The organism is Burkholderia sp. MSMB0856 (assembly GCF_001524645.2).
In the GTDB taxonomy this organism is placed as follows: Bacteria; Pseudomonadota; Gammaproteobacteria; order Burkholderiales; family Burkholderiaceae; genus Burkholderia; species Burkholderia diffusa.
The window spans coordinates 90,234-105,495 of sequence record NZ_CP013428.1 but is presented as its reverse complement, the minus strand read 5'-3'; the positions used below and the strand labels follow the sequence as shown (position 1 = coordinate 105,495).

Sequence of the window (15,262 nt, the reverse complement as noted above, 5' to 3'; positions counted from 1 at the left end):
TGCCGGCGCGGGCCGCGACGCTTACGCGGCGCACCCGCCCAGCATCGCCAGATATTGCCGTACCGCTCCCCATTCCCCGCCGATCCGGCTCAGCGCGACGAGTTCGGAGCCCGGCACGTCGCCCGCGAGTTTCCGGTACACGATGTTCGGCGCCGCGATCCGGCTGAGCGGCGCCGGCACCAGCGCCACGCCGAGGCCGGCCCCCGTCAACGCCAGCACGGACAGCGTGCTGCTCACCTTGTGCGCGATGCGCGGCGCCCGGCCTAGCACCCGCCGCAGGATCGCCAGCTGCCCTTCGTCGTCGCCGTCGGCCGCATAGAAAATGAACGGCTCGTCCGCCAGCGCCGCGACGCTCACCGCGCGCCGCTTCGCGAGCGCATGCCGGTCGCTCATCATCACGTCCCACGCCCAGCTGCCGACCGTCCGCACGGCCAGTTTCGGGTCGAACGCCGCGCCGAAGGCCGGGCAATAGCCGATGTCGAGCCGGCCCGCCAGGATCGCCTCCTGCTGCGCGGCCGGCGCCATTTCGTGCAGGTCGAGCGTCACCTCCGGCCATGCCGCGTGAAACGCGATCAGATCGTCGGACAGCCGCCCCGTCGCGACCGCGTTGCCGACGAAGCCGATCCGCACCACGCCCGTCTCACCGCGTGCGGCACGCTGCACCACCGTCTTCGCGCGCTCGGCCTGCTCGAGCGTGTGCCGCGCTTCGGTGACGAGCAACCGGCCCGCGTCGGTCAGCAGCACCTTGCGGGTGGTGCGCTCGAACAGCGTGGCGCCCAGCTCCTCCTCGAGCGCGCGGATCTGCGCGCTCAACGCAGGCTGCACGATATGCAGCCGTTCCGCCGCCCGGCCGAAATGCCCTTCTTCGGCAACCGCGAGAAAGTAGCGCAAATGGCGAAGGTCCATGACGTCGATTGATCACTCGTAACGATTAATCTCGAAATTTAATCTATTGGAGTGAAAAATCAACCGCGTGCATCCTGATCGACATCCGCTGCGTCGCAGCGCACGTCCAGGGAGCCCGATCATGTCCGACCGCAACCGCATCGATGTTCACCAGCATGTCGTCCCGCCGTTCTGGGCCGACGCCCTGCCCGCCCACGGCGGCGACCCATCCGGTTGGGGCAGCCCCACCTGGAGCCCGGAAGCCGCGCTCGCGTTCATGGATTCGCTGGAGATCCGCACAGGCGTGCTATCGCTGACGGCGCCCGGCGTGCAGGGCTGGAACGGCCAGGCGAAACGCGACATGGCGCGTCAGGTCAACGAATACGTGGCCGGCCTCGTCGCGAAATGGCCGACCCGCTTCGGCAACTTCGCGACGCTGCCGCTGCCCGACGTCGACGGCGCGCTCGCCGAAATCGACCACGCATTCGACACGCTGAACGCCGACGGCGTCGTGCTGCTCAGCAACTACGGCGGCGTCTACCTCGGCGATGCGGCATTCGAAGCCGTCTGGGCCGCACTCGATCGCCGTCACGCGGTGGTGTTCATTCATCCGGCCAAGCCCGCGATCGACGTCCTGGCCGGCATGCCCGGCCCGCTGCTCGACTATCCGTTCGATACGACGCGCACCGCGCTGCAGCTCGTGCTCAACGGCGTGGTCGCGCGCTACCCGAACGTGCGCATCATCCTGTCGCACGCCGGCGGCTTCCTGCCGTACACGGCATACCGCTTTGCCGAACTCGCGCCGGGCGTGCGCGACGACGTGCCGGATCGCGACGGGCTGCTCGACCTGCTGCGCACCTTCTACTTCGACACCGCGCTGTCGTCGCCGTCCGCGCTGCCAAGCCTCATGGCGTTCGCGAGGCCCGCTCACATCCTCTACGGCAGCGATTTCCCGTATGCACCGGCCTCCGTCAGCATGTCGTTTGCGGTTGAGCAGGATGCCTACACCGCGCTCGACTCCGCCGGTCACGCATCGATCAACCACGACAACGGGCTTGCGCTGTTTTCGCGTGTCGAGCACATGCGGCGCCAACGATAGCCCTCCCGATGCGGGTTCGGCCTGGATCTTCACATCCTGGGACGCAAGCGGCGAAACCCTGGCACGCAAATATCGAGATTTTCATCAAAAGATCAGTCTGGTTCGCATGCGGCGAACCAGAGCGGCTTGACCAAATAATCAAATCGGGCTGAATTTCCGCCATTTCCGCATCGCAGCAAACATCACCTACGACGCTCCCTCCTGCTTCTCAAGCCACGAATATCGGGATTTTGCACTGCAAACATTCCGTCCGCTTCGTCATCCTGGCACTCCCCTTGCTCATTCATGCTCGCCGGCCCGTGCACAACGCCCGCTGAGCGCAAGCAACCGGCTCGAACGATCCCAACCAAGGAGACATGACATGGCGTTACTGGAACGATCGGCGTGGTATGACATCGCCCGCTCGACGAACTGGACTCCGAAATATGTTACGGAATCCGATCTTTTCCCCGATATCATGACTGGCGCGCAAGGCATTCCGATGGAGACATGGGAAAGCTACGACGAACCGTACAAGACGTCCTACTCCGAATACGTCCGCATTCAGCGAGAAAAGGATGCCGGCGCCTATTCCGTGAAGGCTGCGCTGGAGCGCAGCCGCATGTTCGAGGACGCCGACCCTGGCTGGCTTTCGATCCTGAAATCGCATTACGGCGCCATCGCACTCGGCGAATATGCCGCCATGAGCGGGGAAGCGCGCATGGCCCGGTTCGGCCGGGCGCCCGGCATGCGCAACATGGCGACGTTCGGCATGCTGGACGAAAACCGCCACGGGCAATTGCAGCTGTATTTTCCCCACGACTATTGCCACAAGGACCGTCAGTTCGACTGGGCTCACAAGGCATACCACACGAACGAGTGGGGCGCGATTGCCGCGCGCAGCACGTTCGACGACCTGTTCATGGCGCGCAGTGCGCTCGAAATCGCCGTGATGCTCACGTTCGCGTTCGAGACCGGCTTCACCAACATGCAGTTCCTCGGCCTTGCCGCGGACGCCGCCGAGGCCGGCGACTTCACTTTTGCGAGCCTCATCTCCAGCATCCAGACGGATGAATCGCGCCACGCGCAGATTGGCGGCCCCGCGCTGCAGATCCTGATCGCGAACGGTCGCAAGGAGGAGGCACAGAAGCTCGTCGATATTGCGATCGCCCGCGCGTGGCGCCTCTTCTGCCTGCTGACCGGAACGGCGATGGACTACGCGACACCGCTGCATCACCGCAAGCAATCGTTCAAGGAGTTCATGCGCGAATGGATCGTCGGCCAGTTCGAGCGCACGCTGATCGACCTCGGCCTCGACTTGCCGTGGTACTGGGACCAGATGATCAACGAGTTCGACTACCAGCACCACGCATACCAGATGGGAATCTGGTTCTGGCGGCCGACCGTCTGGTGGAACCCCGCCGCCGGCATGACGCCGGATTGCCGAGACTGGCTCGAGGACAAGTATCCCGGCTGGAACGACACATTCGGAAAGGCCTGGGACGTCATCATCGAGAACCTGATCGCGGGCAAGACGCATCTGACGGTACCGGAGACGTTGCCGATCGTCTGCAACATGAGCCAGTTGCCGATCTGCGCTATTCCCGGCAACGGCTGGAACGTGAAGGACTATCCGCTCGATTACCACGGTCGCACCTATCACTTCAATTCCGAGATCGACCGCTGGGTATTCCAGCAGGACCCGTCGCGCTATCGAGATCACCTGACGCTCGTCGACCGCTTCCTCGCCGGGCATATCCAGCCCCCCGATCTGATGGGTGCGCTCAAGTACATGAGCCTCGCCCCCGGCGAGAGCGGAGACGACGCCCATCAATACGCGTGGGTCGAGGCCTATCGCAATCGATGCAATCAACAGAAGGCTGCGTGAGACAGCCGACCAATGGAGGACGACATGGCACTTTTTCCCGTGATTTCCAATTTTCAGTACGACTTCGTGCTGCAACTCGTTGCGGTCGATACCGAAAACACCATGGACGAGGTCGCTGCCGCGGCGGCGCATCACTCGGTCGGCCGGCGCGTCGCGCCGCAGCCAGACAAGATCGTGAGGGTTCGGCGTCAGGGCAGCGACGCGTTCTTCCCGCGCGATACCCGGCTTTGCGAGACTGACATCAGGCCGATGGAATCGCTCGAGTTCATTTTCTGTGACGCGTGAGGCTGATATGACATTTCACAAAGCAGCCACGCTCGACGAGCTGTGGGAAGGCGACATGACCGAGGTCGAGATTGAAGGCCACGTGATCGTGCTGGTCCGCCCCGAAGGCGGCGAGCCCCGCGCCTTCCAGGGCATCTGCCCGCACCAGGACATTCCGCTCGCGGAAGGCAAGTTCGACGGCCGAGTCCTGATGTGCCGCGCACATCAATGGACCTTCGACGCGAACACGGGCAAGGGGATCAATCCCGGCGACTGCCGTCTCGCGGAATATGCCGTGAAACTCGACGGTGACGACATCCTCGTTGCCGTGGACGGCGTCGAGCCGCTCTTCGCCCATTCCTGATCCGACGTAGGAACACATCATGAGCCACGACAACACAGCGGACGCCTACCGCAACAACCGGGTCGGCCCCATCCTGCGCGCGAGCAGCATCACTGCCGGCGTCATCGAGGCCGCCCAGGAAGACAATCCGGACAAGGAGATTCGCATCGACGACAAGCTCGCCTACGTACGCATCGATACGGAAGGCGAATTGATCCTGCGCCGCGCGACGCTCGAGACGGCGCTCGGGCGGCCGTTCAAGATGTCGGAACTGGAAATCAACCTCAGTTCCTTCGCAGGCCGTATCGAGACGACGGACGATTACGTCCGCTTCTATTACGAAAAAACGCTCTGACAGGAGACCACCATGACGCAACCCGAAATCCTGAAGCCGCTCAAGACGTGGAGCCATCTGGCCGCACGGCGGCGCAAACCGAGCGAATACGAAATCGTCTCGACCAATCTGCATTACACGACCGACAACCCCGACGCGCCGTTCGAACTCGATCCCAACTTCGGGATGGCCCTATGGTTCAAGCGAAACCGCAACGCGTCGCCGCTGCGCCATGCCGACTGGAACGCATTCCGCGATCCCGACGAGTTGGTCTACCGCACCTACAACATGATGCAGGACGGCCAGGAGACATATGTCTTCGGTCTGCTCGACCAGTTTTCCTCGCGCGGTCACGACGCGATGCTCGAGCGCGACTGGGCGGAATACCTCGCACGCCTGTATACGCCGGCGCGCTACCTGTTCCACGCGCTGCAGATGGGCTCCGCCTATCTGACACAGCTCGCGCCCGCGTCGACGATCTCCAACTGCGCTGCCTATCAGACGGCAGACTCTCTTCGCTGGCTCACGCATACCGCGTATCGAACGAAGGAGCTGTCGCTGGCCTTCCCCGATCTCGGCTTCGCGAACGAGGAGCGCCGCATCTGGGAACAGGACCCCGCGTGGCAGGGCTGGCGGCGGCTCGTCGAGGAAGCGCTCGTCGCATGGGACTGGGCCGAAAGCTTCGTCGCGCTGAACCTGGTTGCACGGCCCGCCGTCGAAGAGACGGTGCTGCGCACGCTCGGCCAGACCGCCCGCCAGAACGGCGATACGCTGCTCGGCCTGTTGACCGATGCCCAACTGGCCGACGCGCAACGGCATCGCCGCTGGGCAGGCGAACTTGTGCGTATGGCGCTGGAACAGGACGGCAACCACGCTGTGCTCGCCGCGTGGGTCGACAAGTGGGCACCGCTCGCGGATGCCGCCATCGACGCTTATTGCAACTCGCTGCCCGACGCTCCGGATGCGGCAGCGCGTGCGCGCGCCGCAGTGAGCGAATTCCGACGCGGTATCGGCCTGTGACCGCTGGGTGAACCCGGGGCCGGCGCATGCCGGCCCCCGCAAGGCGAAACTTGAAGATGGAACATCAGATCACGATTGAAGGCGGCGCGACGTTCGCCGTCGACGCGTCGGAAGACGCGCTGCTGCGTGGCGCATTACGTGCCGGAGTGGGACTGCCGCACGAATGCAGCGTGGGCGGCTGTGGCGCCTGTCGCTTCGAGCTCGTGTCCGGCTCGATGGCGACGTTATGGCCGGACGCGCCGGGGCTCTCCGAGCGCGATCGAAAGCGCGGCAAACGGCTCGCGTGCCAGTCGCGCCCGACCGGCGACTGCACCATTCGCGTACGCTGCGACGACAGCTACCTGCCCGTCGTTGCCCCGTCGCGTCGAGAGGCGGAACTGGTCGCACGGCGCAGCGTGACGCCGGACATGAGCGAATTCACGTTTCGTACTCCGGCCGAGGCAACGTTCCGCGCCGGCCAGTATGCGCTGCTATATCCGCACTCGGCAAAAGGAGCGCGCGCCTACTCGATGTCGAATCTGCCGAACGGCGACGGATTGTGGCAGTTCGTCATCCGGCGCGTCCCCGGTGGTGCGGGCAGCAACGCTCTGTTCGACCGTATCGGCATCGGCGACCGGATTCTCATCGACGGGCCTTACGGCCATGCTTACCTGCGCGACGATGATGCGCGCGATATTGTCTGCATCGCGGGCGGCTCGGGCCTGGCACCGATGCTGTCGATTGCGCGCGGCGCACTGGCCCAGCCCGGAGCCGCGCACGTCCATTTCTTCTACGGTGCGCGCTCGCAGGCGGATCTCGGTGCCGCGGCGGAACTCGAAGCGCTTGCGCACGAACGGCTCTCGGTATCGATCGTGCTGTCCGCTGCGGACCCGTCGCAGCAATGGAACGGTGCGACGGGTTTCGTGCACGACGAGGCGGAGCGCGTGCTTGCCCAACCGCTCGACCAATACCGCTTCTACTTTGCGGGCCCCCCGCCCATGATCGAGGCCGTGCAGGACTTGCTGATGCTCCGCCACAAGGTCCCCTTCGCGCAGCTGCACTTCGATCGATTCGTCTGAGCCCCGGTGCGGCGGCCCGTTCAGACGGGTCGCGCGCATTCCTCTGCCGATTTCCCTCGCGTACTTTCACCAATCGCCATGACGACGGACGCACGCTAAGCTGAACCGGGCGAGTCGGTCGCAATGTCGCACTGACTCGGTCGCAATATTCGGTCGCGACGCGTGTCGCAAGCATGTTCCCTTGCGCCACATGCCTCGCCGGAGCGACGGAGAGTCGGCCAGATCGGCCGCGAACGAGGCAAGCATGTCAAGAAGCGAAATGCGCAACGGCAAACCGGAATCTTCGCCGGGGTCACGAATGGGGCAGCCCTCGCGCGAGGCCGGACATCCCGAAATTCGCGTTCCCGCCATCCACGACCTCGCGAAGCGTCTGAGGTTCGCACCGCAGCAAGGCAGGATCTGGCTCGACGACCAGCGCATGATGCTGATGCACATCAGCTCACTCGGCGCGCTGCGCCAGGAGCTCATCGAGAGTCTTGGCAAGGAAACCGCGCGCGGCCTCATTACTCGAATCGGCTATCAGGCCGGCACGCACGACGCGGCCATGGCGCGCAAGGTACGGGCCGGATTCAATACCTACGACGACTTTCTCGCCGGCCCGCAGCTCGTCTCGCTCGAAGGGATCGTCCACTGCGAACCGATTGCGCTCGACATCGATGTCGAGCGCGGCCACTATTTCGGCGACTTCTACCTGATCGATTCGTCGGAGGCGGAGGCGCACATCGCAAGTTACGGCATCGGCAACGATGCAGTCTGCTGGATGCTGATCGGCTACGCGTGCGGCTACACCAGCGCGTTCATGGGGAGGCCGATCCTCTGGCGGGAAATCGAATGCCGCGGGATGGGGCACGCAAAATGCCGGGTCGTCGGCAAGCCGGTCGAGGAATGGGACGATCCGCAGGACGATCTGCGCTTCCTGCAGATCGGCGATTTCGTCAAATGGTCGCTCGAACCGCAGACGATGCTGCCGGCAACTAGCCGGATTGCCGAGCGGATTGCGCGCGCCCCCGAGAACAGCTTCGGCGTCGTCGGCATCTCGGCAGGCTTCAACACCGTGTGCCATATGGTCAACAAAGTCGCCCCCACGGAAGCCACCGTGCTGTTTCTCGGCGAAAGCGGCGTCGGCAAGGAGGTGTTCGCGAACAATCTTCATCGGCTCAGCAAGCGGGCCGACAAGCCGTTCGTCGCCGTCAATTGCGCGTCGATTCCGGAGCACCTGATGGAGTCCGAGCTGTTCGGCGTCGAACGGGGCGGTTATACCGGCGCAACCTCGTCGCGGCCGGGCCGGTTCGAGCGAGCCGACGGCGGTACGCTCTTTCTCGATGAAGTCGGCACGCTCAGCTTCACCGCCCAGGGCAAGCTGTTGCGCGCGCTCCAGCAGGGCGAACTGGAGCGAGTCGGCGACACTCGCACGCGCAAGGTCGATGTGCGCGTCATCGCGGCGACGAACGTCAACCTGCGGGAAGCCGTCAAGGCGGGGCAATTCCGCGAGGATCTCTTTTTCCGCCTCAACGTATTTCCGATTCAGGTGCCGCCGTTACGCGAACGGCGCGACGACATTCCGCTGATGATGAACTGGTTCCTCCAGCGGCTTGCCAAGAAGCACGACAAGCGCATCACCGGCTTTCGCGAGCGCGCAGTCGACGCGATGTTCAATTACGACTGGCCTGGCAACGTGCGCGAACTCGAGAACATGATCGAGCGCGCGGTGATTCTTGCCGAAGACGGCGGTGCGCTCGATCTCTGTCATCTGTTCACGACCGGCGAGGAAATCGACGTGTCGTCGTTCATCCTGAAGCGCAGCGGCAACATCGCGCTGATGGACGAGCCGGTCGAGGCGGCCTCGGGCCCGGCCTCGCTCGGCTCCGGCGCCCGCCCCGGACTCGCCGAGACCGAGATAGCGATGCTGCGCGCGGCGATCGCGGAAGCCAACGGCAATCTCTCACTGGCGGCGCGCGTGCTCGGCATTACCCGGCCCACGCTTGCCTATCGGTTGCGCAAGTACGGCATCGATCTGGAATGACGCGACAGTCGGCCGACGAGGCGGCACCGATGCCGCCTCGCGCGGGATCCGGTCAGAAGCGCTTCTGATACCCGAGGACTGCGTTGATTTGCGAGTGCGTCGCGACGATCGGCACTGCCGTGTTCGGCTGGCTGCTGTTCGACAGTGTCTTTTTCAGGCCGACCGACAGCGCGAAATCGACAACGTCGTTCTTGTCGAACGCGTAGGACGCACCGGCGCTCAAATGCGTCGTCGGAATCCCCGGGACGACGGCCAGCAGCATGTCGTTCGGCACAGCCTCCTGCGCGTACTGAAAGCCCGCCCGGAACGTCAACTTCGTGTTGTAGCGATATTCCGCACCGACCGCGAACACATTGATGTCGTGATAGTTCTGCGGAATCGACAGGTTCAGGTTGGCGCCGGTTCCGGCCTGCGTGAAGCTCATGTTCAGGTTCTTCATGACGCTTGCCCAGAACACGTGCTGATAATCGGCCGACACCGACCACTGGTCATTGAAGCGGTGGCTGATGCCGACCGTCAACTGCGCGGGCATCTGGAAATCCTTCACGACGATGTTGCCGCTCAATGGAATGTTGCCCGCCACCGAACTAACGGCGGTCAGATTCGCGTGCCCGGCGTGCAGATCGCTCACGGCGGTCTTGAAGTTGTATGCCATGCCGATTCGCGTATCCGGTGTCAGCAGATACGTGAGGCCCAACTTGCCCCCGATGCCCCATCCGTCCGCTCCGCCGCCGACGATACCGCTGTGCGAAAAGCCGACGTAGCCGCCCGACAGGCCGGGTACGCTCAACAGCGTCGGCACCAGCGACCCGGAAACGCGGCGCTGCGCCGCCAGGGTGCCGATCTGCGACACATCGAGTAGCGAACCCAGGTTGAGCGAGGTCCACACGACATCCAGCGAAGCGCCTACGGTCAGCCTGTCGGTCACGTTGTATGCGGCGGAGAGCGGGACGCGCAGCACCAGCAGCCGCGAAAACTGATCCAGTCCGGTATCGATATTGTTGGTGGCCGTCCGGGACAGAAAACTGTTTCCGCCAAATTGCGTGCCGAGCCCGCCTTCGGCGAACGCGCCGATGCCGAACGCATAGTTCGCGCGTCGATAGACGACGGCCATCTGCGGCGCGAAATACGGCCCGTTGTTGTTGCCATGATTTCCCGACGTGGCGCTCTCGCCCGTCGACGCGTTTTTCACGTGGATGTCCGTCGTCACAACGTCGAGTCCGAGGTCCACATAGCGCCCCTCGGCCATCAGGCCGAGCGTGGCCGGGTTCAGCATCATCGCCGCTCCGCCCACGTCGTAGGCCACGCCGGTCCCGCCCATCGCGCGCGAGATCGGACCATAGCCTTCGAGATTGAACACGTCGGTCGCACTCGCATTCGCGCTCCAGGCCGCAGCGCATGCCACAACTATCAAACGAACATATTTGCCTTTCACGGACGTCTCCTTACCCATTCATCATTTAATGGTGCTAATTGTTATTGATCTGCAATTTACCGCTCGTATTTGCGCCGGCTTACGATTACCGGGATGTCACCGGCCTCCGTCCGGCAACTTGGCCATCAATGCATGCAAGCCGTCCCGCGACATGAATCTCGTCCAAGCTCTGCCGTGCGGCACCTCGCCGTCGGCGCAAGTCAACGAGTCCGGCTACTCATTGAAGTGCTCGATCACCAGCCGGTTGAAGCGTGCCGCATGCTCGATCTGCGTCCAGTGTCCGCAGCGCCCGAACACGTGCAGTTGCGCGTTCGGCAGCAGTTCCAGCAGCCTCATCGAACTGTCGAGCGGAATCACGCGATCCTCGCGGCCATGGACGATCAGCGTGTCGTGCGGCAGCGCGCGCAGTTTCGCCTCGTCGCTCGCGAGCGCATCGACCCAGCGCTGGCGCGGCGCCGGAAACATGTTCGCGAACGCCTCCTGGTAGTCGGGCCGCACGCTCGCGTCGTAGCGCAGCTTCGCGAGTTCGTCGTTCACCAGCGTGCGATCGAACGCGAAAATGTCCAGCAGGCCGCGCATGTTCGCGATCGACGGCGTATAGCCCCACACGGCATCGAGCCCGTCCGTCAGCGTGAAGCGCGTGCCCGCCGCGCCCATCAGCACGAGGCGTCCGACCCGGTCGGGCGCACGGATCGCCAGCGCAAGCGCGAGCGCGCCGCCGAACGAATTGCCGATCACGTGCGCGCGCTCGACGCCAAGCGCATCGAGCAGGCCGAGCGCGTGGTCGACCCAGTGATCCATCGAATACACGTAATCGCGCGGCCGCTCGGTTTCGCCGAATCCGGCCATGTCCGGCGCGATCACGCGAAACTGCTCGGCGAGCGCGGGCATCGTGAGCCGCCAGTTCGCGTAGGCCGTGACGCCCGGCCCCGAGCCGTGGATCAGCAGCACGGGCGGCCCGTCGCCGAGGTCGTGATAGTTGGTGTCAAGGCCGCTCGCGACGATCCGGCGGCCCAGTTCGGGATTGGTTGACATGACGCTCCTCCAGTCGATTTCGATGGTGCGCGGCGCGTCAGCGGCCGCGCTTTTTCGCGCTCTGCCCGCCGATCCCGAAGTGCGCCTTCGGCATCTCGGTGATGATCACGCGCACCGATTCGAGCGGTGCGTCCAGCGAGCGATGGATGGCTTCGGTGACTTCGGCGATCAGGCGTTCCTTCTTGTCGTCGTCGCGGCCTTCCAGGATGTACAGATGCGCTATCGGCACGATGGCCTCCCTTTGCGTTCGAAACGTTCAGATGAATCGCACGCCCACCGACCCGATGTCCTGCACGCGCAGCGTCACGTTGTCGCCGGCCGCGACGGCCACCGCCTCCGTGATGCCACCCGACAGGATCAGGCTGCCCGCCGGAATCGATTCGCCGCGCGCGCCGAGGTGGTTCGCGAGCATCGCGATCGCGGCCGCCGGGTGCCCGAGCACGGCCGCGCCGGCGCCGAACGCGACCGGCAAGCCGTTCTTCTCGAGCACGATGCCGAGCGTGCGCAGGTCGACGCCGTCCACGGCCAGCGGTCGGCCGCCCGCGACGAAGCGCGCGGCCGACGTGTTGTCGGCCACCACGCTTTTCAGGTCGAACTTGAAGTCGCGGTAGCGGCTGTCGATCACCTCGATCCCGGCGACGACGAAGTCCGTCGCGGCGAGCACCGCGCCGACATGGCAGCCCGGGCCCTTCAGCTCGGCCTTCGTCACGAATGCGATCTCGGGCTCCACCTTCGGATGAATCAGCGCGGACGTATCGCACTCGCCGCCGTCGGGCAGGTCGTAGACGTCGGTCAGGAATCCGAACACGGGCGTGTCCACGCCCATTTGCCGCATCTTCGCGTGCGACGTCAGGCCGGCCTTGTAGCCGACGATCCGCGCGCCGCGCGCAAGCTGCCGGTGGCGGATCGCATCCTGCACCGCGTAGGCGTCGTCCCAGTCCATCTCCGGATGACGGTCGGTGATCTTCGGCGTGTCTCGCGCCTCGCGCATGCAGTCGTCGAGATGCGCGGCCAGCGACTCGATCGTGTCGGTCGTCAGATTCATGCGGCCTCCCGCTTCGGTTGTGCCGCGCGCGCCTTCGCGAGCGTCAGCGCGGTGTCCTCGATCATGTCTTCCTGCCCGCCGACCATGCCGCGCCGGCCGAGCTCGACGAGGATGTCGCGCGCCGGAATCCCGTACTTCTCGCCCGCGCGCTTCGCGAACAGCAGGAACGAGCCGTACACGCCCGCATAGCCGAGCGTCAGCGCGTCGCGGTCGATGCGGATCGGGAAGTCCATCATCGGCACGACGAGATCCTCGGCGACGTCCTGGATCTTCCACACGTCGACGCCGGTCTCGATGCCCATCCGCTCGCAGACGGCGACGAACACTTCGAGCGGCGTGTTGCCCGCGCCAGCGCCGAGCCCGGCCGCCGCGCCGTCGATCCGGTTCGCTCCGGCCTCGATCGCGGCGATCGAGTTCGCGACGCCCATCGCGAGGTTATGGTGACCGTGGAAGCCCAGTTCCGTCTCGGGCTTCAGCGCGTCGCGCACCGCGGCGAGGCGAGCCTTCACGTCGTCGGGCAGCATGTAGCCGGCCGAGTCGGTGATGTAGACGCAGTTCGCGCCGTACGACTCCATCAGCTTCGCCTGCTTCACCAGCCCGTCGGGGCTGTTCATGTGGCTCATCATCAGGAAGCCGACGGTATCCATGTCGAGCTTGCGCGCCATCGCGATGTGCTGCTCGGACACGTCCGCCTCGGTGCAGTGCGTCGCGACGCGGATCGTATGCACGCCGAGCGCGTGCGCTTCCTTCAGGTGGTCGACGGTGCCGATGCCCGGCAGCAGCAGCGCCGACACCTTCGCGCGCTTCAGCAGCGGGATCACCGCGCCGAGGTATTCCGCGTCGGTATGCGCGGGAAAGCCGTAGTTGACCGACGAGCCGCCGAGGCCGTCGCCGTGCGTGACTTCGATCAGCGGCACGCCGGCCGCGTCGAGCCCGCTCGCGATCGAGCGCATCTGGTCGAGCGTCATCTGGTGACGCTTCGGGTGCATGCCGTCACGCAGCGTCATGTCGTGGACGGTGATTCGTTTGCCTTTGAGATTCATTTCCGTTCCTTGTCGTCCGGTCGTGGAAGTCGCGTTGGCGGGCGTCAGGCCGCCTCGGCGGCCGATGCCAGCGTGAGGCGCCCGGCCAGCAGTTCCTCGGCGAACATCTCGGCGGTGCGCGCGGCGGCGGCCGTCATGATGTCGAGGTTGCCCGCGTATTTCGGCAGGTAGTCGCCGAGGCCTTCGACCTCGAGATAGACCGACACGCGGTTGCCGTCGAACACCGGCCCGTTGACGAGCCGGTAGCCGGGCACGTAGCGCTGCACGTCGGCGATCATCGCGTGCACCGATTCGACGATGCGCGCTTCGTCGGGCGCGCTTTCCGTCAGGCAGTGCACGGTGTCGCGCATGATGAGCGGCGGGTCGGCCGGGTTGATCACGATGATCGCCTTGCCTTGTTTCGCGCCGCCGACCTGCGCGACGGCCGCGGCCGTCGTACGCGTGAACTCGTCGATGTTCTTGCGGGTGCCGGGGCCGACCGAACGCGACGATACGGTCGCGACGATCTCGCCGTACGCGACCGGCTGCACGCGGGAGATCGCGCGCACCATCGGAATCGTCGCCTGGCCGCCGCACGTGACCATGTTCACGTTCATCTCGCCGGAGCCGATGTGATCCTTCAGGTTGACGGGCGGCACGCAGTACGGGCCGATCGCGGCCGGCGTCAGGTCGATCATCAGCACGCCGAGCGCGTTCAGCTTGCGGCTGTTTTCCGCATGGACGTATGCGCTCGTCGCGTCGAACGCGATTTGCACGCCGTCCGCCCGCACATGCGGCAGCAGGCCGTCGACGCCGTCCGCGGTGGTCTTGAGGCCGAGTTCGCGCGCGCGCTTCAGGCCATCTGAATCGGGATCGATGCCGACCATCCACACGGGTTCGAGCACGGGGCTGCGCATCAGTTTGGCGAGCAGGTCGGTGCCGATGTTGCCGGGACCGATCAGTGCGCAACGGATCTTTCGGGTCATGGGAAATTCCTCGTTTGCGTGGAAAGGGGAACGGGCGGCGCTCACGCGAACCGCACCGAACACGCGCCGATCCCGCCGATCGACACGCGGAAGTTGTCGCCGCGCCCGACCGGCGCCATCGCGGCGAGCGCGCCGGACAGGATCACTTCGCCGGCCTTCAGCGGAATGCCGAGGCGACCGAGCGTGTTGGCGAGCCACGCGACCGCGTTCACCGGCGAGCCGAGCGCGGCCGCGCCGGCGCCGGTGCCGACCACGTCGCCGTTCTTCTCGAGCACCATTCCGCACGTCGACAGATCGACGCTGCGCGTGCTCACCGCCCGGTCGCCGAGCACGAACACGCCGCATGACGCGTTGTCGGCGACCGTGTCGCCGATGCGGATCTTCCAGTCGCGGATGCGCGAGTCGACGATCTCGAAGCACGGCATCACGCATTCGGTCGCGGCGAGCACCATCGCGTTCGTCACGCCCGGGCCGAGCAGGTCGCGCTTCAGCACGAATGCAATCTCGCCTTCGGCCTTCGGCTGGATCAGCGTGTCGAGCGCGATGCACTCGCCCTCGCCGACCACCATGCCCGACAGCAGGTAGCCGAAGTCGGGCTGGTAGACGCCGAGCATGTCCATCACCGCCTTCGACGTGACGCCGATCTTCTTGCCGACGACGGTCTCGCCGGCGTCCAGGCGGCGCTGCACGAAGCGCTGCTGGATCCGGTACGCGTCGTCGACCGACAGGTCCTCGTGCTGCGACGTCAGCGGCGCGATGGGCTCGCGCGACGTCATCGCGTCGTACAGCCGGTCGCCCAGCGTGGTAATCAACGTGGAGTCCATAAGAGTTTTCCGGTCATGAACG

The 15,262-nt window shown here is 65.2% G+C and carries 16 protein-coding genes; 8 read left to right on the top strand and 8 right to left on the bottom strand.

Translation table 11 applies throughout. From position 1 onward, the window contains the following. Positions 1-21 precede the first annotated feature (21 nt). Entirely contained in the window at positions 22-906 is an 885-nt protein-coding gene (locus WS87_RS18055) for a LysR substrate-binding domain-containing protein (RefSeq protein WP_059818373.1), read from the bottom strand. Between the two features lie 121 nt (positions 907-1,027). Between WS87_RS18055 and hndA the strand changes: the two genes are divergently transcribed. The 8 genes from hndA (at position 1,028) to WS87_RS18015 (ending at position 8,893) form a co-directional block, all read left to right on the top strand. After that, the gene (gene hndA / locus WS87_RS18050; RefSeq protein ID WP_059818372.1) at positions 1,028-1,984 is read left to right on the top strand and encodes a 2-hydroxy-1-naphthoic acid nonoxidative decarboxylase; all 957 of its coding nucleotides are present in this window, start codon (positions 1,028-1,030) and stop codon (positions 1,982-1,984) included. Positions 1,985-2,345: 361 nt separating this feature from the next. Beyond that, the gene (locus WS87_RS18045; RefSeq protein ID WP_059818371.1) at positions 2,346-3,851 is read left to right on the top strand and encodes a toluene monooxygenase; all 1,506 of its coding nucleotides are present in this window, start codon (positions 2,346-2,348) and stop codon (positions 3,849-3,851) included. A 24-nt stretch (positions 3,852-3,875) separates the two neighbouring features. Then, a complete protein-coding gene (locus WS87_RS18040; protein ID WP_059818387.1) occupies positions 3,876-4,136 on the top strand; it encodes a toluene-4-monooxygenase system B family protein in 261 nt (86 codons plus the stop codon). A gap of 7 nt (positions 4,137-4,143) precedes the next feature. Beyond that, the gene (locus WS87_RS18035) at positions 4,144-4,479 is read left to right on the top strand and encodes a Rieske 2Fe-2S domain-containing protein (RefSeq protein ID WP_059536194.1); all 336 of its coding nucleotides are present in this window, start codon (positions 4,144-4,146) and stop codon (positions 4,477-4,479) included. Positions 4,480-4,498: 19 nt separating this feature from the next. Then, complete coding sequence (locus WS87_RS18030) at positions 4,499-4,813, top strand: MmoB/DmpM family protein (protein WP_059536197.1); 315 nt, start codon at positions 4,499-4,501, stop codon at positions 4,811-4,813. 12 nt (positions 4,814-4,825) lie between these two features. Next, complete coding sequence (locus WS87_RS18025; RefSeq protein WP_059818370.1) at positions 4,826-5,812, top strand: aromatic/alkene monooxygenase hydroxylase subunit beta; 987 nt, start codon at positions 4,826-4,828, stop codon at positions 5,810-5,812. 56 nt (positions 5,813-5,868) lie between these two features. After that, complete coding sequence (locus tag WS87_RS18020) at positions 5,869-6,870, top strand: 2Fe-2S iron-sulfur cluster-binding protein (protein ID WP_059818369.1); 1,002 nt, start codon at positions 5,869-5,871, stop codon at positions 6,868-6,870. A 298-nt stretch (positions 6,871-7,168) separates the two neighbouring features. Further along, a complete protein-coding gene (locus tag WS87_RS18015; RefSeq protein WP_059818368.1) occupies positions 7,169-8,893 on the top strand; it encodes a sigma-54-dependent Fis family transcriptional regulator in 1,725 nt (574 codons plus the stop codon). Positions 8,894-8,945: 52 nt separating this feature from the next. On the opposite strand, the gene WS87_RS18010 is transcribed toward WS87_RS18015, so the two are convergent. From WS87_RS18010 to dmpE, 7 genes are all read right to left on the bottom strand, one after another. Then, complete coding sequence (locus WS87_RS18010) at positions 8,946-10,346, bottom strand: OmpP1/FadL family transporter (RefSeq protein ID WP_107938174.1); 1,401 nt, start codon at positions 10,344-10,346, stop codon at positions 8,946-8,948. A gap of 195 nt (positions 10,347-10,541) precedes the next feature. Continuing rightward, entirely contained in the window at positions 10,542-11,363 is an 822-nt protein-coding gene (locus tag WS87_RS18005; protein ID WP_059818367.1) for an alpha/beta fold hydrolase, read from the bottom strand. A gap of 37 nt (positions 11,364-11,400) precedes the next feature. Then, positions 11,401-11,595, bottom strand: a complete 195-nt coding sequence (locus WS87_RS18000; RefSeq protein ID WP_257130074.1) for a 2-hydroxymuconate tautomerase — start codon at positions 11,593-11,595, stop codon at positions 11,401-11,403. A 24-nt stretch (positions 11,596-11,619) separates the two neighbouring features. Beyond that, positions 11,620-12,408: a 2-oxo-3-hexenedioate decarboxylase gene (dmpH, locus tag WS87_RS17995; protein WP_059818366.1), complete on the bottom strand. Its 789-nt coding sequence runs from the start codon at positions 12,406-12,408 to the stop codon at positions 11,620-11,622. Continuing rightward, a complete protein-coding gene (dmpG, locus tag WS87_RS17990; protein WP_059818365.1) occupies positions 12,405-13,451 on the bottom strand; it encodes a 4-hydroxy-2-oxovalerate aldolase in 1,047 nt (348 codons plus the stop codon). Before dmpG ends, dmpH begins: the two co-directional genes overlap by 4 nt. Before the next feature lie 44 nt (positions 13,452-13,495). After that, entirely contained in the window at positions 13,496-14,416 is a 921-nt protein-coding gene (locus tag WS87_RS17985; protein ID WP_059818364.1) for an acetaldehyde dehydrogenase (acetylating), read from the bottom strand. A gap of 41 nt (positions 14,417-14,457) precedes the next feature. Next, positions 14,458-15,240, bottom strand: a complete 783-nt coding sequence (dmpE, locus tag WS87_RS17980; protein WP_059818363.1) for a 2-oxopent-4-enoate hydratase — start codon at positions 15,238-15,240, stop codon at positions 14,458-14,460. Positions 15,241-15,262 lie beyond the last annotated feature (22 nt).